At 74.8% G+C, this 19,122-nt stretch carries 19 protein-coding genes and 1 pseudogene; 16 read left to right on the top strand and 4 right to left on the bottom strand.

Annotated features, from left to right (window positions below; all coding sequences use genetic code 11):
- Both AA75_RS47355 and AA75_RS12620 read right to left on the bottom strand, forming a co-directional pair.
- Positions 1-196: pseudogene (locus tag AA75_RS47355) on the bottom strand (hypothetical protein); the annotation flags it as partial.
- Positions 197-495: 299 nt separating this feature from the next.
- Positions 496-1,611, bottom strand: a complete 1,116-nt coding sequence (locus AA75_RS12620) for a PP2C family protein-serine/threonine phosphatase (RefSeq protein ID WP_033820025.1) — start codon at positions 1,609-1,611, stop codon at positions 496-498.
- 221 nt (positions 1,612-1,832) lie between these two features.
- On the opposite strand from AA75_RS12620, the gene AA75_RS12615 reads away from it, so the two are divergent.
- The 15 genes from AA75_RS12615 (at position 1,833) to AA75_RS12545 (ending at position 17,260) form a co-directional block, all read left to right on the top strand.
- Positions 1,833-2,924 (top strand): hydrogenase expression protein HypE, encoded by a 1,092-nt coding sequence (locus AA75_RS12615; protein ID WP_033820024.1) that lies wholly within the window; start codon positions 1,833-1,835, stop codon positions 2,922-2,924.
- Positions 2,925-3,086: 162 nt separating this feature from the next.
- Entirely contained in the window at positions 3,087-4,871 is a 1,785-nt protein-coding gene (locus AA75_RS12610) for a nickel-dependent hydrogenase large subunit (protein ID WP_033820023.1), read from the top strand.
- On the top strand, positions 4,868-5,419 hold the full coding sequence (locus tag AA75_RS12605; protein ID WP_033820022.1) for a hypothetical protein: 552 nt from the start codon (positions 4,868-4,870) through the stop codon (positions 5,417-5,419). Before AA75_RS12610 ends, AA75_RS12605 begins: the two co-directional genes overlap by 4 nt.
- Positions 5,416-6,045, top strand: a complete 630-nt coding sequence (locus tag AA75_RS12600) for a DUF5947 family protein (protein ID WP_033820021.1) — start codon at positions 5,416-5,418, stop codon at positions 6,043-6,045. Before AA75_RS12605 ends, AA75_RS12600 begins: the two co-directional genes overlap by 4 nt.
- Positions 6,042-6,695, top strand: coding sequence for a DUF6084 family protein (locus tag AA75_RS12595; RefSeq protein ID WP_033820020.1), 654 nt, complete (start codon positions 6,042-6,044; stop codon positions 6,693-6,695). Before AA75_RS12600 ends, AA75_RS12595 begins: the two co-directional genes overlap by 4 nt.
- Complete coding sequence (locus AA75_RS12590) at positions 6,692-8,071, top strand: hypothetical protein (protein WP_033820019.1); 1,380 nt, start codon at positions 6,692-6,694, stop codon at positions 8,069-8,071. Before AA75_RS12595 ends, AA75_RS12590 begins: the two co-directional genes overlap by 4 nt.
- Positions 8,068-8,592 (top strand): hydrogenase maturation protease, encoded by a 525-nt coding sequence (locus tag AA75_RS12585; protein WP_033820018.1) that lies wholly within the window; start codon positions 8,068-8,070, stop codon positions 8,590-8,592. Before AA75_RS12590 ends, AA75_RS12585 begins: the two co-directional genes overlap by 4 nt.
- Positions 8,593-8,869: 277 nt before the next feature.
- Positions 8,870-9,253 (top strand): hydrogenase maturation nickel metallochaperone HypA, encoded by a 384-nt coding sequence (gene hypA, locus AA75_RS12580; RefSeq protein WP_033820017.1) that lies wholly within the window; start codon positions 8,870-8,872, stop codon positions 9,251-9,253.
- A gap of 4 nt (positions 9,254-9,257) precedes the next feature.
- Positions 9,258-10,058, top strand: coding sequence for a hydrogenase nickel incorporation protein HypB (gene hypB / locus AA75_RS12575; RefSeq protein ID WP_033820016.1), 801 nt, complete (start codon positions 9,258-9,260; stop codon positions 10,056-10,058).
- Positions 10,055-12,382 (top strand): carbamoyltransferase HypF, encoded by a 2,328-nt coding sequence (hypF, locus tag AA75_RS12570; RefSeq protein WP_033820015.1) that lies wholly within the window; start codon positions 10,055-10,057, stop codon positions 12,380-12,382. The genes hypB and hypF overlap by 4 nt, the downstream gene beginning before the upstream one ends.
- A 26-nt stretch (positions 12,383-12,408) precedes the next feature.
- Positions 12,409-12,702, top strand: a complete 294-nt coding sequence (locus tag AA75_RS12565; RefSeq protein WP_033820014.1) for a HypC/HybG/HupF family hydrogenase formation chaperone — start codon at positions 12,409-12,411, stop codon at positions 12,700-12,702.
- Positions 12,699-13,853, top strand: a complete 1,155-nt coding sequence (hypD, locus tag AA75_RS12560) for a hydrogenase formation protein HypD (RefSeq protein ID WP_033820013.1) — start codon at positions 12,699-12,701, stop codon at positions 13,851-13,853. Before AA75_RS12565 ends, hypD begins: the two co-directional genes overlap by 4 nt.
- 1 nt (position 13,854) lies before the next feature.
- Complete coding sequence (hypE, locus tag AA75_RS12555; protein WP_033820036.1) at positions 13,855-14,934, top strand: hydrogenase expression/formation protein HypE; 1,080 nt, start codon at positions 13,855-13,857, stop codon at positions 14,932-14,934.
- Positions 14,935-15,054: 120 nt separating this feature from the next.
- Positions 15,055-16,149 (top strand): hypothetical protein, encoded by a 1,095-nt coding sequence (locus tag AA75_RS12550; RefSeq protein ID WP_033820012.1) that lies wholly within the window; start codon positions 15,055-15,057, stop codon positions 16,147-16,149.
- Between the two features lie 280 nt (positions 16,150-16,429).
- Complete coding sequence (locus AA75_RS12545) at positions 16,430-17,260, top strand: hypothetical protein (protein WP_033820011.1); 831 nt, start codon at positions 16,430-16,432, stop codon at positions 17,258-17,260.
- Positions 17,261-17,642: 382 nt separating this feature from the next.
- Here the strand turns inward: AA75_RS12545 and AA75_RS12540 are convergent, their stop codons facing one another.
- Entirely contained in the window at positions 17,643-17,897 is a 255-nt protein-coding gene (locus AA75_RS12540) for a hypothetical protein (protein ID WP_033820010.1), read from the bottom strand.
- Positions 17,898-17,962: 65 nt separating this feature from the next.
- Here AA75_RS12540 and AA75_RS12535 point away from each other — a divergent pair, with 65 nt between their 5' ends.
- Positions 17,963-18,589: a sigma-70 family RNA polymerase sigma factor gene (locus AA75_RS12535; protein WP_051812209.1), complete on the top strand. Its 627-nt coding sequence runs from the start codon at positions 17,963-17,965 to the stop codon at positions 18,587-18,589.
- A gap of 39 nt (positions 18,590-18,628) precedes the next feature.
- Here the strand turns inward: AA75_RS12535 and AA75_RS12530 are convergent, their stop codons facing one another.
- Positions 18,629-19,045 carry a hypothetical protein gene (locus AA75_RS12530; protein WP_033820009.1) on the bottom strand — a complete coding sequence of 139 codons (417 nt, stop codon included), beginning with the start codon at positions 19,043-19,045 and terminating at the stop codon, positions 18,629-18,631.
- Positions 19,046-19,122 lie beyond the last annotated feature (77 nt).

Raw genomic sequence — 19,122 nt, 5'->3', positions numbered from 1 at the left:
CCTGCTCCGCGGCCGGTGCGGCGGAGGGCCCGGCGGACGGTCCCGTCGACGGCTCCGGGGTCACCGGCGCCGCGAGGGCCGGGGCCTGCGGCGCGGACGTCTGCGGCCGCGGGGCCGCGGAGCGGCGGGAGATCCCGCAGCCGGAGACCGCGCTGCCGGCCAGCGCGGCCAGTACCACCCGACGAGCCAACGACATGCGGACCTCCGTGCCACCGGGACGACAGCGTTCTGACCCACCGTAGGCACGAGCGGCCCGATCGAGCCCGGGAAGATCTCCCCCGCGCCGCCGTTCGGGTTCTGATCAGCCGTCCGCCCCCCGGGCGCGTCCGCCGTGGCCCTGCCCTGCGCCCCTTCGGGAGTCAGCGGGCCGCGAGAGTGGCGAAGGCCGCCCGCACAGTTGTCGCCGGGCCGGTCCGGTCCACCGGGCGCGTCGCCGTGCTGTCCGTCACCGCGTCCGAGGGCGCCTTCGACGGCCCGGCGCTGCGGGCCGTGGGGTCACCCGGGGGGTGACGGCAGCCGGACGATCGCCACCATCGCGGCGTCGTCGCCGAGGCGGCCGCCGGTGTGCGCGGCCAGGTCCTGGCAGAGCAGCTTCAGCAGCTGCCCGGGGTCGTCGGCCGGCCAGGCGGCCAGCCGTTCGGCGAGCGGGTAGAAGCGTCCGGCCGTGTCCCGGGCCTCCACCACGCCGTCGGTGTACAGCAGCACGGTGTCACCGGGCTCGAACGGGAAGGACTCCAGGCCCAGCCCCCGCTCGGCCATCGCCGCCAGGCCCAGCGGCGGGGCCGGCTGCCGGGCCTCGAGCGCGACCACCCGGCCGCCGCGCAGCAGCAGCGGCGGCGGGTGGCCGCAGTCGACCAGGCTCAGTACGGGCCTGCCGTCAGGGATGTCGATCAGCACCGCGGTGGTGAAGGACTCCTGCCGCTCCGGGTCGTCCCCGGCCTCCTCCAGGTCGCCGGAGACGGTGCTGTCCAGGAAGTCGACCAGCCGGGTCAGTTCGACCCGGCGGTGGGCGGCGGCCCGGAACGCGCCGAGCACCAGCGCGGCGTCCCCGATCGCCCCCAGCCCCTTGCCCCGGACGTCGCCCACGATGAACCGGGTCGCCCGGCCGGAGCGCACCGCCGCGTACAGGTCGCCGCCGATCTGCGCCTCGGCCTCGGCGGCCACGTAGACCGAGGCGATCCGCAGCGGCCCCATCCGGGGCGGGATCGGGCGCAGCACCACCTGCTGCGCGGCCTCGGCGACCGAGCGCAGCTGGGTCATCTCCTTCTCGTGCTGCTCGCGCAGGTAGGCGAAGAGCGTCACCAGCGCGGAGATCACGGCCAGCGCGGTGATCTGGACGGTGTGGTTCAGGTCGAGCAGGGTGGTCCGGGCGGCGGCGACCGTGGCCTGGGCGAGGACGGCGAGCGCGCCGATGAAGCCGGTGGTCCTGGGACCGGCGAAGGAGGCCGTGATCGCGGGCGCGGCGACCAGGAACGGCCCGAGGTGGACCTCCGGCGGGGCGAGGACGTCGCCGATGCAGACCAGCACGATCAGGAGCAGCGGGATGACGACCAGGGCCCGCGAGGCCCGGCCGGGCCTGCGGATCGCCTCGGCGCGTGCCCGGATGTCCATGTCTCCTGGATACACCCCGCCCTGGGGAGGCGCTGGCGAAGGGAACCGCGGGGGGCGTCCCGGGCGCGCCGCGAGCGGTGCTCACCCGGTCGGCGCAGCCGCGGCCCGAGGTCCACCGGTTCGGCCGTATCGACCTCCCGGTCCGGGGAGGGCGTTGGTAGGAAGATGCCAAGAGACCGATTTGTCGGTCTTGTCGTGCCTTCGCGAGGAGGAGGCGTCCCATGGCTTCGACACCGACGACCACCGAGGCGACATCCCGATCCACCGGCCCGCCCGCCGGGGACGAGGAGCCGGTGGTCCACATCCTCTGGATCAACGCGGGCCTGAGCTGTGACGGTGACTCCGTCTCGCTCACCGCGGCGACCCAGCCCTCCATCGAGGAGATCGTCCTCGGCGTGCTGCCCGGCCTGCCGAAGATCGCCGTCCACTGGCCGCTGATCGACTTCGAGTGCGGTCCGGTGCAGGGCGCGGACAACTTCGTGGAGTGGTTCTTCAAGGCCGACCGCGGCGAGCTGGAGCCCTTCGTCCTGGTGGTCGAGGGGTCCATCCCGAACGAGTCCATCAAGGCCGAGGGCTACTGGTGCGGTTTCGGCGACGACCCGGAGACCGGCCAGCCGATCACCACCAGCGAGTGGGTGGACCGGCTCGCCCCCAAGGCCACCGGGGTGATCGCGATCGGCACCTGCGCGACGTACGGCGGCATCCACGCGATGGCGGGCAACCCGACCGGCGCGATGGGCCTGCCCGACTACCTGGGCTGGGACTGGAAGTCCAAGGCCGGGCTGCCGATCGTCTGCGTGCCGGGCTGCCCGATCCAGCCGGACAACTTCTCCGAGACGCTGGTCTACCTGCTCCACCAGCTGGCCGGCGCCGCGCCGATGATCCCGCTGGACGACAAGCTCCGCCCGACCTGGCTGTTCGGCGCGACCGTGCACGAGGGCTGCGACCGGGCCGGCTACTACGAGCAGGGGCAGTTCGCCTCGGAGTACGGCACGCCGGAGTGCCTGGTGCGGATCGGCTGCTGGGGCCCGGTGGTGAAGTGCAACGTCCCCAAGCGCGGCTGGATCAACGGTGTGGGCGGCTGTCCGAACGTGGGCGGCATCTGCATCGCCTGCACCATGCCCGGCTTCCCGGACAAGTTCATGCCGTTCATGGACGAGCCGCCGGGCGCCAAGGTGTCCAGCTCCGCGAGCGCCGCGTACGGCTCGGTGATCCGCCGGCTGCGCTCGATCACCGCACACTCCGTGGACCGGGAACCCAAGTGGCGGCACACCGGCCGCAAGCTCGCGACGGGCTACAAGCCGCCCTGGTGACCGCCGGCCGGCCGGTCCGGGGCCGCGCCCGCCCGCTGCGGCGGCCGCGGCCCCGCTCCGGTCGGCCGGCCCGCTCCCCGCAGAACTCTGCGCGGACCTCCGCAGACCCGCGGGCGGTCCGCAGACCCCTCCGCAGACCTTCAGAAGGGCACGACACACGCCATGACGACAACAGCCCCGCGGCCGGGCGGCAACGACGGCCTGGTGGAGATGAGCTGGGACCCGATCACCCGGATCGTGGGCAGCCTCGGCATCCACACCAAGATCGACTTCAAGCAGAAGAAGGTCGCCGAGTGCTACAGCACCTCGTCGGTCTTCCGCGGCTACAGCGTGTTCATGCGCGGCAAGGACCCGCGCGACGCGCACTTCATCACCAGCCGGATCTGCGGCATCTGCGGCGACAACCACGCCACCTGCTCGGTGTACGCGCAGAACATGGCGTACGGCGTGAAGCCGCCGCACCTGGGCGAGTGGATCATCAACCTCGGCGAGGCCGCCGAGTACATGTTCGACCACAACATCTTCCAGGAGAACCTGGTCGGGGTCGACTACTGCGAGAAGATGGTCCGCGAGACCAACCCCGGGGTGCTGGAGAAGGCCGAGCGCACCGAGGCGCCGCACGCCGCCGAGCACGGCTACAAGACCATCGCCGACATCATGCGCTCGCTCAACCCGATCGAGGGCGAGTTCTACCGCGAGGCGCTCCAAGTCTCCCGCTACACCCGGGAGATGTTCTGCCTGATGGAGGGCCGCCACGTGCACCCCTCCACGCTCTACCCGGGCGGCGTCGGCACGGTGGCCACGGTGCAGCTGTTCACCGACTACCTGAGCCGGCTGATGCGCTACGTCGAGTTCATGAAGCGGGTGGTGCCGCTCCACGACGACCTGTTCGACTTCTTCTACGAGGCGCTGCCGGGCTACGAGGAGGTCGGCCGCCGCCGGATCCTGCTCGGCTGCTGGGGTTCGCTCAACGACCCCGACCACTGCGACTTCACGTACCGCAACATGACGGACTGGGGCCGGCGGATGTTCGTCACCCCGGGCGTGGTGGTCGACGGCAAGCTGGTCACCAACGACCTCACCCAGATCAACCTGGGCATCCGGATCCTGCTCGGCTCCTCGTACTACCAGGACTGGGAGGGCAAGGAGCAGTTCGTCACCCACGACCCGCTCGGCAACCCGGTCGACCCGCGCCACCCGTGGAACCAGCACACCATCCCGCAGCCGCAGAAGCGCAACTTCGACGACAAGTACAGCTGGGTGATGTCGCCGCGCTGGTTCGACGGCAAGGACCACCTGGCGCTGGACACCGGCGGCGGCCCGATCGCCCGGCTGTGGTCGACCGCGCTGTCCGGCCTGGTCGACATCGGCTACATCAAGGCGACCGGGCACAGCGTGGTGATCAACCTGCCGCGGACCCTGACCAAGCCGGAGACCACCTTCGAGTGGAAGATCCCGAAGTGGTCCAACGCGCTGGAGCGCAACCGGGCCCGCACCTACTTCCAGGCCTACGCCGCGGCCGCCGCGCTGCACTTCGCCGAGAAGGCGCTGGCCGAGGTCCGCGCCGGGCGCACCCAGACCTGGGAGAAGTTCGAGGTGCCGGACGAGTCGATCGGCTGCGGCTTCACCGAGGCGGTGCGCGGCGTCCTCTCGCACCACATGGTGATCCGCGACGGCAAGATCGCCAACTACCACCCGTACCCGCCGACCCCGTGGAACGCCAGCGTCCGGGACAGCTACGGCACCCCCGGGCCGTACGAGGACGCGGTGCAGAACACCCCGATCTTCGAGGAGAACTCCCCGGAGAACTTCAAGGGCATCGACATCATGCGGGCGGTGCGCAGCTTCGACCCGTGTCTGCCCTGCGGTGTGCACATGTACCTGGGCGACGGCAAGTCGCTGCAGAAGATGCACGTGCCGACCGGCCTGAGCGGGATGACCGGGTGAGCGCGCCGACCGGGGAGGCGGCCGGGCGGCGGGTCGAGGAGATCCTCGACCGGCTCGCCGCCGACGGCGACCCGAAGGCGGCGGCCGCCGCCGAGGAGCTGGTACGGGTGCTGATGGACTTCTACGGCGCGGGCCTGGCCCGGGCGGTGGAACTGCTGTCGGCGGGCGCGCACGACCCCGACCGGCCGGCCGCGGGGCCGCTGGCGGAGCTGCTGGACGATCAGCTGGTCGCGGGGCTGCTGGTCCTGCACGACCTGCACCCCGAGGACACCGTCGGGCGGCTCGAACGGGCGGTGCGGCAGGTGCCCGGGGCGGCGCTGGCCTCCTTCGACCCCGCCTCCGGTGTGCTGCGGGTCCGGGTGGAGAACTCCGGCTCCGGCTGCGGGTGTTCGGGCGGCGCGGACGACGGCCGGGCGGCGGTGGCCGAGCTGGTCGCGGTGTTCGCGCCGGAGGTGACCGCCGTCGAGCTGGAACCGACCGGGCCCAAGGAGCCCGCCCTGCTGCAGATCGGGCTCCGGCCGGGACTGCAGCCCGCGGAGGCCCGGTGAGCGCGCCCGCCCGCGGACTGCGTCGCTTCCGGGCGCCCGCACCGCCGCAGCCCGAGCGCTGCGAGCTGTGCACCGCCGTGCTGGCGGAGCGTCACCGGCACCTGGTCCGCACCGCGAGCCGGACCCTGACCTGCGCCTGCGTGCCCTGCGCCCTGCTGTTCGAACAGCCGGGCGCGGGGCGGGGCGGCTACCGGGCGGTCCCCGACCGGTACCTGTCCGACCCGGGCCACGCGCTGGACGCGGCGGCCTGGGAGCGGCTGCAGATCCCGGTCGGCACCGCGTTCTTCTTCCGCAACGCGGAGCTGGACCGGCTGGTGGCGCTCTACCCCAGCCCCGCGGGGGCCACCGAGAGCGAGCTCGACCCGGCGGCCTGGCAGGCCGTCCTGGGCTCCAGCCCGCTGGCGGCACTGCTGCAGCCGGACGTCGAGGCCCTGCTGGTGCACCGCTCCGAGGAGCGCAGCGAGTGCTTCCTGGTACCGGTCGACGTCTGCTACGAGCTGGTCGGCCGGATGCGGCTGACCTGGCAGGGCTTCGACGGCGGGGCCGAGGCGCGGGCCGAGCTCGCCGCCTTCTTCGACAGCGTCCGGGCCCGCGCCCGGGCCGTACGGACCGAGGAGCCGGTGTGACCGAACTGGGTTTCAGCTGCACCGGGGTGCGGGCCGACCCGTACGCGGCCGGGCCGACCCTGGTGTTCCGGCTGCGGATCACCGCGTCCGAGGGTGCCCGGGTGCACGCCCTGGCGCTGCGCTGCCAGCTGCGGATCGAACCCGCCCGGCGGCGCTACGAGGCCGGGGAGCAGGCCGCGCTGGCGGACCTGTTCGGCGAGCCGGCCCGCTGGGGCAGCTCGCTCAACCCGGTGCAGTTCGCGCAGGTCTCGCTGACCGTGCCGGGTTTCACCGGGGAGACGGAGGCCGAGCTGGCTGTGCCGTGCAGCTACGACCTCGACCTCGCGGCGACCCGCTACTTCGACGCGCTGGCCGGCGGCGAGGCTCCGCTGCTGATGCTGTTCTCCGGCACCGCGTTCACCGGCGAGGGCGGCTTTCGGGTCGAGCCGGTGCCCTGGGACCGGGAGGCCAGGTGCGGCCTGCCCGCCGAGGTCTGGCGGGAGATGGTCGACCAGCACTTCCCGGGCTGCGGCTGGATCCGGCTGCCGCGCGAGGACCTGGCGGCGCTGCTGGCCTACCGCTCCCGCAACGCGCTGCCGTCGTGGGAGGCGACCGTCCGGTCGCTGCTGGCCGCGCAGGCCGTCCCCGTCGTCGAAGGGAGTGTGCTGTGACCGCCACCGCCGAGGTGGACTCCGCGCCGTTCGAGGTGGCGCGGCGGATCGCGGACGCCGTGCTGTTCGAGGGGTACGTGCTGTACCCGTACCGGGCGTCGGCGGCCAAGAACCGGCTGCGCTGGCAGTTCGGCGTCCTGGTGCCGCCGGCCTTCGAGGACGTCGGCGGCGAGCACTCCTGGCAGCGCACCGAGCTGCTGCTGGAGCCCAAGGCGGGCGCGCGGCTCACCGTCGAGCTGCGGTTCCTGCACGCGGTGCGGCGCACCGTCCAGGAGCTGCGGCCGGACGGTTCCACGCCGACCGTCGCCGCGCTGGAGCTGCCCGACCGGGTGCTGGTGCCCTGGGACGAGGGCGTCGAGGAGCGGGTCCGGCTGTCCTTCCCGGTCTCCGAGCTGCTGGGCGAGGGCGTCACCGTGCCGTTCAACCGGCCGGCCGCGACCGAGACCGAGCTGGTGTCGGCGGACGGCCGCCCGGTGGGACGGCTCAGCCGGCGCCGGGAGCGGCTGGAGGGGGCGCTGCGGCTGGCGGCCGTCGACCTGCCGGGCCCCTACCCGCTGCTGCGGCTCACCGCCGAGGTGCTCAACACCAGCGCCTGGGAGCCGGCCGCCGGTTCGGCCGACCGCGAGGCGGCGCTGCCCAGGTCGCTGGTCGCCGCCCACCTGCTGCTGGGCCTCGACAGCGGGTCGTTCCTGTCGATGACCGACCCGCCGCAGTGGGCCGCGGGCGCCGTCGCCGAGTGCCGCAACCTGCGGACCTGGCCGGTGCTGGCGGGTGCGGACGGGCGGGCGGACGTGGTGCTCTCCTCGCCGATCATCCTGGAGGACCACCCGGCGATCGCACCCGAGAGCCCGGGCGGCTTCTACGACGCCACCGAGATCGACGAGATCCTCGCCCTGCGCACCGCCGCGCTGACCGACGAGGAGAAGCGCGAGGCCCGCGGCACCGACGAGCGGGCCGGCGCGGTGATCGACCTGGCCGACTCGCTGCCGCCCGAGGTGATGGACCGGCTGCACGGCGCCGTCCGCGCGCTGCGCGATGTCACCGGTGACGGCGCCGGCCCCGACACGCCCTGGTGGGACCCGGGCGGCGACCGGTCGGTCGACCCCGGCACCGACCGCGTCCTGATCGACGGACAGCACGTCGGCGCCGGCAGCCGGGTGGTGCTGCGGCCCGGACGGCGCCGCACCGACGCCCAGGACCTCTTCCTCCAGGGCCACACCGCGCTGGTCGAGGCCGTCCTGCACGACGTCGACGGCACCGTGCACCTCGCCGTCACGGTGGAGGGCGACCCCGGCGCCGACCTGTGGCGCGAACAGGGCCGGTTCCTGTACTTCCAGCCAGACGAGGTCGCGCCCGCCCCGGAGGTGGCACCGTGAGCGCAGCCGTACCGAAGGGCCGGGTGCTGGTCGCCGGGGTGGGGAACATCTTCCTCGGCGACGACGGCTTCGGCGTCGAGGTGGTCCGGCGGCTGTCCGCGCTGGCCCTGCCCGACCACGTGGAACTGGTGGACACCGGCGTCCGCGGCGTCCACCTCGCCTACCAGCTGCTGGAGGGCTACCGCACGGTGGTGCTGGTGGACGCCACCGCCCGCGGCTGCGAGCCCGGCACGGTCTACCTGATCGAGGCCCGGCTGCCGGAGCCGGAGGAGCGGCCCGCCGTCATGGACGGGCACCGGATGACCCCGGACGCGGTGCTCGCCGTCCTCGGCACGCTCACCTCCGGACTCGGCCGCAGCGGGCCCGAGAAGGTGCTGGTGGTCGGGTGCGAGCCGCAGTCCCTGGACGAGGGGATGGGGCTCAGCCCGGTGGTCGAGGCCTCCGTCGACGAGGCCGTCCAGGTCGTGCTCGGCCTGGTGGAGGAGGCCGGCCGGACGGCGGCCGCGCTGGGAACCCGATGAGAGAGGAATGCCCGACCATGAGCAAGTTCCTGATCCGTGCGGCGGCGCTGGCCGCCGTGGTCGCCGTCGTCAAGCTGACCCTGCCGGACATCAAGCGCTATCTGCGGATCCAGCAGATGTGAGGCGCGCCCCGCTGGGGCAAACGGAGTAGCCCGGGCCCGGTGCCCGGCGCGGCGCGAGGGCCGCGCCGGGCACCGGGCCTGTAATGGTCCACGTCGCCGGGCTCCCGCCCGCGGCACCAGGCGGCGGACACGGGCCCGACGGGCGGAGAGAGCCGATGCACGAGATGTCGATCGCGCAGGCGATCGTCGACCAGGTCGAGGCCAGCAGCGAGGCCCGGGCCGGCTCGACCGCGCACCAGGTCAACCTCCAGGTCGGCGAGTTGGCCGGGGTGGTGCCCGACGCGCTGCGGTTCGGCTTCGACCTGGTCTGCGAGGGCACCGTCCTGGCCGGCGCCGAACTGCGGATCGAGCCGGTCCCCGCGCTCGCCGAGTGCGGCCCGTGCGGTACCGGCTGGGCCCCCGGCATGCCGCCCGACCTGGTCTGCCCGACCTGCGGCAGCGGCACCGGCACCGAGCTGGTGTCCGGCCGCGAACTCCAGATCACCGCCGTGCACTGGTCCGGCGGCGACATCCGCGTTCCCCGAGCCGAGGAGCTGTGAGCCCGTGTGCCGTGTGGTGGAGCTGAAGCAGTCCGTGCTCGCCCGCAACGACGAGTGCGCGGTGGCGCTGCGCGAGGAGCTGACGGCCCGCGGGACGGTGGTCGTCAACCTGCTCTCCAGCCCCGGCAGCGGAAAGACCGAACTGCTGGAGCGCGAACTGACCCTGGCCCGCGAGCGCGGGCTGGCGGTCGCCGCGCTCACCGCGGACCTCGCGACCGAGCACGACGCCGCCCGGCTGGCCCGCTCGGGCGTCCCGGTCAAGCAGGTGCTCACCGACGGCCTGTGCCACCTGGAAGCGCACATGATGCGCGCCCAGCTGGACGGCTGGCTGCCGGACGGCACCCGGCTGCTGTTCGTGGAGAACGTCGGGAACCTGGTCTGCCCGGCCGGCTACGACCTCGGCGAGACGCTGCGGGTGGTACTGGCCTCCGTCACCGAGGGCGAGGACAAGCCGCTCAAGTACCCGACCGCGTACGGGCTGGCCAACCTGGTCGTGGTGACCAAGACCGACCTCGCGGCGGCCGCCGCCTTCGACGAGGCCGCCTTCCGGGCCAACGTGGTCCGGGTCAACCCCGGCGTCGAGGTGGTGCTCACCTCCGCCCGCGACGGACTCGGCGTCGGCACCCTGCTGGAGCGGGCGGTGGCCGCCCTCGAGGGCGGCCCCGTGCACCGGCCGGTGATGGCCCGCCCGGCCCCGCACCGGCACGGCGGCGACGGTGACCCCGACGCCGGGCACCACCACCACGACGGCCCGGCGCACCACGGCGCGGGCCACGAGCACCAGCACTCCGCGCCGCTCCGGTGACCGGCGGCCCGGCCGCCGCACCGGCGGTGGAACGCCGGCAGGTGACGGTCCGCGGCACCGTCCAGGGCGTCGGCTTCCGGCCGTTCGTCCACGGCCTCGCGGTCGGGCTCGGACTGGCCGGACACGTCACCAACACCGGCGAGGGCGTCCTCGCCGAGGTCGAGGGCAGCGCCGGGGCGGTCGCCGAGTTCTGCGCCCGGATCGCCGCCGACGCACCGCCGCTCGCCGACGTCGAGTCGGTCGCCCACCGGCCCGCCCCGGCCACCGGACACCCCGGCTTCCGGATCCTCGCCTCGGTCGCCGACGGCCCGCAGCGCACCCTGGTCCCGCCGGACGTCGCCACCTGCGACGCCTGCCTGGCCGAACTCACCGACCCCGCCGACCGGCGCCACCGGCACCCCTTCATCAGCTGCACGCACTGCGGCCCGCGCTTCACCATCGTCACCGGACTGCCGTACGACCGGGACCAGACCACCATGGGCCGGTTCCCGATGTGCGCCGCCTGCCGGTCCGAGTACACCGACCCGGCCGACCGGCGCTTCCACGCCCAGACCGTGGCCTGCCACGACTGCGGACCGGTGCTGCGCCTGCGCGGCGCCCGCGAGGCCGCCGGCGGCGACGCCGTCGACGCCGCCCGCGCGCTGCTCGCCGAGGGCGCGATCGTCGCGGTCAAGGGCATCGGCGGCTACCACCTGGCCTGCGACGCCGCCGACCCGGCCGCCGTCGCGACGCTGCGCCGCCGCAAGGCCCGCGGCGACAAGCCGTTCGCCCTGATGGCCCGCGCCACGGCCGACCTCGCGGCACTGGTGCACACCGGCCCGGCCGAACACGCCCTGCTGACCGGCCGCGAGCGGCCCATCGTGCTGCTCCGGCGCCGGGCGGAAGGCGCCGCGCTCGCCGAACAGGTCGCGCCGCGCAGCCCCGACCTCGGCGTGATGCTCCCCTACACCCCGCTGCACCACCTGCTGTTCGGCCTGCCCGGCGACCCGCCCGGGCCGACCGTCCTGGTCCTCACCAGCGGCAACCGGTCCGGCGAATCGATCGTCACCGACGACGCCGACGCCCTCGAGCGGCTGGCGCCGCTCACCGACGCCTGGCTGACCCACGACCGGCCGATCGAGGTGCCCTGCGACGACTCGGTGGTCCGGATCTGCGACGGCGGGCCGCTGCTGCTGCGCCGCTCCCGCGGGTACGTGCCGCGGCCGGTCCCGCTGCCGATGACCGTCCCCGCCACGCTCGCGGTCGGCGGGGACCTCAAGAACACCTGCTGCCTCGGCGAGGGCGAGCGGGCCTGGCCGTCCGCGCACATCGGCGACATGGACGACCTCTCCACACTGCGCGCCTTCGACCGCGCCGAACGGCACCTGGAGGCCGTCACCGGGGTGCGTCCCGGGCTGCTCGCCGCCGACCGGCACCCCGGCTACCGCTCCGGCGGCTGGGCCCGGCGCAACGCCGCCGGACGGCCGGTCGCCGAGGTGCAGCACCACCACGCCCACATCGCCGCCGCGATGGCCGAGCACGGACTCGGCCCGGCGGACCGGGTGATCGGCGTCGCCTTCGACGGCACCGGCTACGGCGAGGACGGCGCGGTGTGGGGCGGCGAGGTGCTGCTGGCCGGGTACCGGGACTTCCTGCGCTTCGGGCGGCTCTGCTACGCCCCGCTGCCCGGCGGCGACGCGGCGGTGCGCCGCCCGTACCGCACCGCGCTCGCCCGGCTGTGGGCGGCCGGGCTGCCGTGGGATCCGGCACTGCCCTGCGTCGCGGCCTGCCCGCCCGACGAACTGGCAGCGCTGAGAGTGCAGTTGGAGCGCGGACTGAACTGCGTGCCGAGCTCCGGGATGGGCCGGCTGTTCGACGCGGTGGCATCGATCACCGGGATCTGCCAGCTGGCCGGGTACGAGGCCCAGGCCGCGGTGGAACTGGAGGCCGCGGCGCTCGGCCACGACGGCTGCGGCAGCTACGGGTTCGGGATCCGGCCGGGCGGCGGCGGGGTCGACGGCGAACTGGTGGGCGAGGCGGCGCCGGTGATCGCGGCGGCCGTCGAGGACGTGCTGCGCGGCGAGGACGCCGGGGTGGTGGCGGCCCGCTTCCATGCGGCCGTGGCCGGTCTGGTGCTGCGGCTGTGCACGGCGGCGCGCGAGCGGCACGCCCTGACCACGGTGGCGCTGACCGGCGGGGTGTTCGCCAACACCGTGCTGTCGGAGACGAGTTGTGCCGCGCTGCGGGCGGCCGGGTTCGGCGTGCTGCGCCACCGGCTGGTCCCGCCCAACGACGGCGGGCTGGCACTGGGCCAGCTGATGGTGGCGGCGGCCCGCGCGCGGTGACCGTACGACGAGGCGAGGAGAGAGCCATGTGCCTGGCGGTGCCCGGCAAGGTGTTGGAGATCGAGGAGCGCGACGGTACCCGGATGGCGGTGGTGGACTTCGGCGGCGTGGTCAAGGACGTCTGCCTGGAGTACCTGCCCGACCTGGAGGTCGGGGAGTACGCCATCGTGCACGTCGGCTTCGCCCTGCAGAAGCTGGACGAGGAGTCGGCGCTGCGGACCCTGGAGCTGTTCGCCGAGATCGGCGCGCTGCAGGAGGAGTTCGGTGACCCATGGGTGTCGGCGGCCGAGGCGGCGGCCGGCGGGGAGGAGCAGCGGTGAGGTATCTCGAGGAGTTCCAGGATCCGGCGCTGGCGCAGCGGCTGCTGGCGGACATCCGGGCCACGGTCACCCGGCCGTGGGCGCTGATGGAGGTCTGCGGCGGCCAGACGCACAGCATCATCCGGCACGGGCTCGACCAACTGCTGCCCGAGGAGATCGAGTTGATCCACGGGCCGGGCTGCCCGGTGTGCGTCACCCCGCTGGAGGTGATCGACAAGGCGCTGGAGATCGCCGCCCGGCCCGGGGTGATCTTCTGCTCGTTCGGGGACATGCTGCGGGTGCCGGGCAGTGACCGGGACCTGTTCCAGGTCAAGAGCGCCGGCGGTGACGTCCGGGTGGTGTACTCGCCGCTGGACGCGCTGCGGATCGCCCAGGACAACCCGCAGCGGCAGGTGGTCTTCTTCGGGATCGGCTTCGAGACCACCGCGCCCCCCGACGCCATGACGGTCCACCAGGCGAGCCGGCTCGGCATCCGCAACTTCAGCCTGCTCGTCTCGCACGTACGGGTGCCCCCGGCGATCATGGCGCTGATGGAGTCGCCGACCTGCCGGGTGCAGGGCTTCCTGGCCGCCGGGCACGTCTGCTCGGTGATGGGCACCGCGGAGTACCCGGAGCTGGCCGAACGCTACCGGGTGCCGATCGTGGTGACCGGCTTCGAGCCGCTGGACATCCTGGAGGGGGTCCGGCTGGCCGTACGGCAGTTGGAGCGCGGCGAGGCGAAGGTGGAGAACGCGTACCCGCGGGCGGTGCGGGAGGAGGGCAACCCGGCCGCCCGGGCGATGATCGAGGACGTCTTCGAGGTCACCGACCGGGCCTGGCGCGGTATCGGCACCATCCCCGGCAGTGGCTGGCAACTATCGGAGAAGTACCGCGAGTTCGACGCGGAGCGGCGGTTCTCGGTGGGCGGGATCACCACCGTCGAACCGGCGGAGTGCCGCAGCGGGGAGGTGCTGCAGGGGCTGCTGAAGCCGCACGAGTGCGGCGCCTTCGGGACCGTCTGCACACCGCGCACCCCGCTCGGGGCGACCATGGTCTCCAGCGAGGGCGCCTGCGCCGCGTACTACCTCTACCGGCGGCTCGGCACCGGCGCCCCGGCCGCCGCCGGCGGCTCGGCCGCGGTCGGCAGCCGGGAGGTGAGTTCCGTTGGCTGAGCTGACAGATGTCGAGAGCACGGCCGCGCCCGCGCCGGACTTCGACGGCTGGAGCTGTCCGCTGCCGCTGCGCGACCAGCCGCGGATCGTCCTCGGGCACGGCGGCGGCGGGGTGCTGTCCGCGGAACTGGTCCAGCACGTGTTCGCCCCCGCGTACGGCGGCCCGGTGCTGGAGCAGGGCGGTGACGCGGCCACGGTGACGCTCGGCGGGGCACGGCTGGCGTTCTCCACCGACTCGTACGTGGTGCGGCCGCTGTTCTTCCCCGGCGGCAGCATCGGCGACCTCGCGGTCAACGGCACCGTCAACGACCTGGCCATGGCGGGTGCCCGGCCGGCCTACCTGTCCTGCGGGTTCATCCTGGAGGAAGGGGTGGAGACCTCGGTGGTGGCCCGGGTCGCCCAGGCGGTCGGGGCCGCCGCACGGGCCGCCGGGGTGGAGATCGCCACCGGTGACACCAAGGTGGTCGAGTCCGGCCACGGCGACGGCATCTACCTCAACACGGCCGGGATCGGCCTGATCCCGGACGGGGTCGACCTCCGGCCGCAGCGGGCCCGGCCCGGCGACGTGGTGATCGTCAGCGGCGAGATCGGGGTGCACGGCGTCGCGGTGATGAGCGTGCGCGAGGGGCTGGAGTTCGGCGCGGACGTGCGCAGCGACAGCGCGCCGCTGGCCGGGCTGGTCCAGGCCATGCTGGCGGTCGAACCCGACCTGCACGTGCTGCGCGACCCCACCCGCGGCGGGCTCGCCGCCTCGCTCAACGAGATCGCCGCCGCGGCCGGGACCGGCGTGGTGATCAGGGAACGCGCCGTTCCGGTACCGCAGTTGGTGGCCAACGCCTGCGCGATCCTCGGCCTGGACCCGTTCTACGTCGCCAACGAGGGCAAGCTGGTCGCCTTCGTGCCCCGGGAGAGCGCGGACGCGGTGCTGGAAGCGATGCGGGCCCACCCGCAGGGCGTCGGGGCGGCGGTGATCGGCGAGTGCGTCGACGAGCACCACGGCATGGTGGTGGCCCGGACCGGCCTCGGCGGCACCCGGGTGGTGGACCTGCCGATCGGCGAACAGCTGCCGCGGATCTGCTGACCCGGGCGGCCGGGCGCGGTGTCACAGGGGTGGGTTACGGTGTCGCACCGTCACCCACCCCGGTGTCGGCGGCCGTCCCCGGCGCCGCCCGGGCCGTTACCCGCGCAGGAGAAGCCGCCGATGATCGAAGCCCGTCCGGTCGCCGCCCTCGACGCCCCGCTGCCGCCGGGGGACGCCGCCGATCCGGCCGTGGTCGTCCTCGGCGGCCGGCCGGTGCTGGTGCAGCGCGGCGACACCGAACTGGTCGCGGTGGACCTCCGGCAGCCGGACCGGACCGTACGCTTCCCGGCGCCCTGGCCCCGGCGCTACGGCACCGTCGCGCTCGCACCCGGCCTCGGGCTGGCGCTGTTCGCCGGGGTGCACGCGCTGCGCGCCGTGGACCCGGCCGGCGCCACGCGGTGGGAGGTCCGGCACGCGTGCTGGGAGGACGGCTGCCCCGACCTGCACGAGGAGGCCGCGCAGTACGTGGGCGCCGGAAGCCACCCGTACGCGTCCAAGGGGTCGGCGGTCTTCTCCGCCGACGGGTCGGTGGTGTGGGCGCACGTCCGCCCCACCGCCGACGCGGACGACGACGAGGAGGAGTGGCTGGTCCTGGACGCCGCCGACGGCCGGGTCCTGGCCCGGGCGCAGACCGGCACCATCGCGGCGGGTTCGGAGCACGTTCCGCACCCGGACCCGCGGCAGATGGGGCTGAGCGTCGGCGAGGGCCAGGACGGCGTTCCGCTGCGCTGGGGGCGGTGGGACGGGGACACCCTGACCGTCGGGAACCTCGGCCGCGAGCGGGTCCTGCTCGCCGTCAGCCCGTCGGGCGAGCGGATGCTGACGGTCACCCACTACCAGGAGACCCTGGCCGTGCACCGGGCCGGGGAGCAGGAGGCCCGGTCCGAGCTGGACGCCACGGACGCCGTCCCGTCCCGCCCCGGGGACACCGGCCCGGCCGCGGCGACGGACCTGCGCTGGGACTACTACGGCGGCTTCCTGGACGAGGAGACGGTGATCGCCGGCACCTCGGAGAGCGAGCAGAAGGACGACGAGGAGTACGGCGGGGCGCGGCACTGGCTGCTGGCCGCCGAACCGCTGCGGCCGGCCGGCCGGGTCGCCTACCCCTTCCCGGTGTCCGGCCCCCCGCACCCGCTCGGCGACGGCACCTGGGCGACCGTCACCGGCCAGGCCCGTACGGTGCACCTGTGGGAGCGGGCACCCGAGCGGGGCTGAGGCCGCGGCCGGCGCGCGGAGACCGCCGCGAACGTGGCGCGGGCCGCCTGACGGCGGGTCGGTACCACGGGCCGTCAGAGGTGTTGGCGGGTGCGGGATCCCGGCGCTCCGCTCCGATGGCCGGCCGGGCGGCGGCGTGGGGGCGGCCGGGAGGCGGCGTGGGTTGGCGTGGGTTGGCGTGAAAGCGAGCCTCCGACCGCACGGGTACCCCCCGGGGGTTTCGACGCCGACCGGCGGGGGTGGCACGATGGCGGACACTGTGACTGCCCGACTGCCCCGCGTGATCCGCTCAGGGGTCTTCGCCGCCCTGTGCGTGGCGTTGGCCGCCTGCGCGCACGCCAGTATGACGACGGCCGAGCTGCCTTCGTCCTGGCTCGTGCTGGCGTTCGCGGGCATCCTGGGCTGCTCCTGGCTGCTGGCCGGTCAGCGCCGCGGCCCGCTCGCGGTCACCGGGTGGATGGTGGCGCTCCAGGGCGGGTTGCACCAACTGTTCGACACCGTCCAGCGGACGCCGGTGATGCCGGTCGCCAAGCCGGACTGGGTCTCCCTGCTGCTCTGCGAGGCCGGTCCGGTCAGCGGCCGGATCGACCCCGAGGAACTGGCCCGCGCGGCCGGCCTGGATCCCGCTGTCCTGCCCGCACTCCGGTCCGGGCAGGGGGCCGTTCTGACGATGGCCCACGGCGCACACGGGCTGGCGACGACCGCGTCCGGGGCAGCAGACCTGGCCGGGACCGGCGGCCTGAGCGGTACGGCCGGCCCGGGAGGCGTGGCGGGCATGGCGGGCATGGCCGGTATGGCGCACTCGGGCTGGACGCTCGGTGACGGCCTGACCCTGGCCGGTGTCGCCTCGCTCGGCATGGTCGCCGCGCACCTGCTGGCCGCGCTCGCGTGCGCCGTGCTGTTCTGTCACGGCGATGCCGCCGTCGCCGGGCTCGGCCGGTTGCTGCTGGCCCTGGCGGCTGCGGTGGTGCCGGTCCTGCTGCTGCTCCCGCCGACCGTACGGCCGGCCGGGCCGCGCTGCCGGCCGCGGCGGCGGGAGAGACCGACCGCCGAACCGGTCCTGCTGCACGTGGTGGTGCGGCGCGGCCCGCCACCGCTCGTCCTGCTGTGACGCTCCCACCACCCGCGCCGCGGGCCGCCCCCCTGGCGGCCGCGGACCGACCGCGCTGCTGACCGGAACACCGGTCGGCGGTCCGGGTGGTGGGCCGGTCGCCCCTGCGCACGTACGCGTCCGGGGCCTGCCGCACCGCGCCCGCCGTACCCGACGCCGCAAGCCGTAGAGGCCGAGCGGCGCCGGTCGGCGGCAGGTCCGGCGTCCGGGCCCTGACCGGGCCCCGGGACGCCGGCCGGTGCGGGTCCGACCTCTCCCCTGCCTTCAGGACACCGCCATGACAGTCAGCCTTCCGGCTGCCCGACCGCCCCGCACCGAGCTGGTACTCACGGAGCCGGTACTCACCGAGCCGGACGCACGACCGAGACCTCCACGGGCCCGCTCACCCCGCGCTGCACGGCCCGCCCGATTGCCCCTCGGCCGGCGTCTCCTGCGGGGCTGCGGCCAGCGCCTCGTCCAGGCGGGCCATCAGCCCGCCCGTCCAGCTCTCGGACGGCCCCGGCGCCTGCCCGGCCAGCTCACGCAGACGGGCCGCGGCACGCTGCCACTCCTCGCACTCCGGACAGCCGTCACCGGGCGTCCCGTCCGCCGGGTCGGCGTCGGCTGCGGTGGTGGCACGGTGGTCCGGGCATCTCATGCGTCCATCGTCCCGTACGCACCGGGCCGTCGATCACGCCGCCCCCGCCGTGCGGGAGGCCGCCGGTGAACGCCGCCGCGGCCCCCCTCAACGACGATCGGCCGACCGACGACCGCCTGACCGAACTCGCCCTGGCGGGCGGCAGCGGCGACCGCCACGCCGTCGAGGACTTCGTCCGGGCCACCCAGCGGGACGTGTGGCGGTTCGTGGCCCACCTCGCCGACCCCGACTCGGCGGACGACTTGGCCCAGGAGACCTTTCTGCGCGCCCTGCGCAGCCTGCCGACCTTCACCGGCCGGGCCTCCGCGCGCACCTGGCTGCTCTCGATCGCCCGCCGCACCGTGGTGGACCGCTACCGCCGTTCGGCCGTCCGGCCGCGCAACGCCGGGCTGGCGGACTGGGAGGACGCGGTCGACCGTCGCCCCGCGCCGCCCGGCGGTTTCGAGGAGGGCGTCGCGCTGGCCGACCTGCTCGCCCGGGTGTCGGTGGACCGGCGCGAGGTGTTCGTGCTGACCCAGGTACTGGGCTATAGCTACCAGGAGGCGGCCGCCGTCTGCGGCTGCCCGGTCGGGACCGTCCGTTCCCGTCTGGCACGCGCCCGCGACGAGCTGGTGCTGCTGCTCAGGGCGGCGGAGGCCGCGGACCGCGACCCCCGCCCGGAGCGCGGCCTCCCGGCGGGGGTACCGGGCTGAGGCGGCGCCACCCACGCGAGGCGGCCCCGCGCCCGGGCGCTACGGGCCCGCGGGGCCGCCGGTTTGCGCGGGCTGGGCGGCGGCTGCCGGCTCGAGGAGGGTCCAGCCGTCCAGTTCCACGGCGTGCGGTTCGGCCGGGTGCCATCCGGCGGCGGACGCCGCGTCGAGGAGGGCCCGGACGGCGCCAGGTTCGTGCAGGTTCAGGCCGGCGCCGCGGGTGAATCCGACGTCGCCCGATCCGAAGGGGGCGCCGCCCGGGACGTACCGGTCGGGGCCGGACACGAAGACGATGCGCAGCGGGCCGCCGCTGCCGGGCGGCTGCGGGTACAGCGTGAGGGTCTCGCGGCAGTCGGCGGACCGGCCGCTGTCCAGTACCCGGTGGCGGTGGCGGAGCGTCCACAGGTACGTACGGCCGTCCGCGACCAATCGGCGCGGCTTCTTCGGATGGCGGGGCACGGGGGTGAGCGTACGCGGTCCCGCCCCTCCTCCGCCTTTACATCACCTATCGAGATTCGATAGATTCCCATCGCAAC

The sequence above is a fragment of the Kitasatospora sp. MBT63 genome (assembly GCF_000710465.2).
Classification (GTDB): Bacteria; Actinomycetota; Actinomycetes; order Streptomycetales; family Streptomycetaceae; genus Kitasatospora.
Note: the sequence above shows the minus strand (reverse complement) of the source record. Positions and strands in the feature narration are given on the sequence as shown.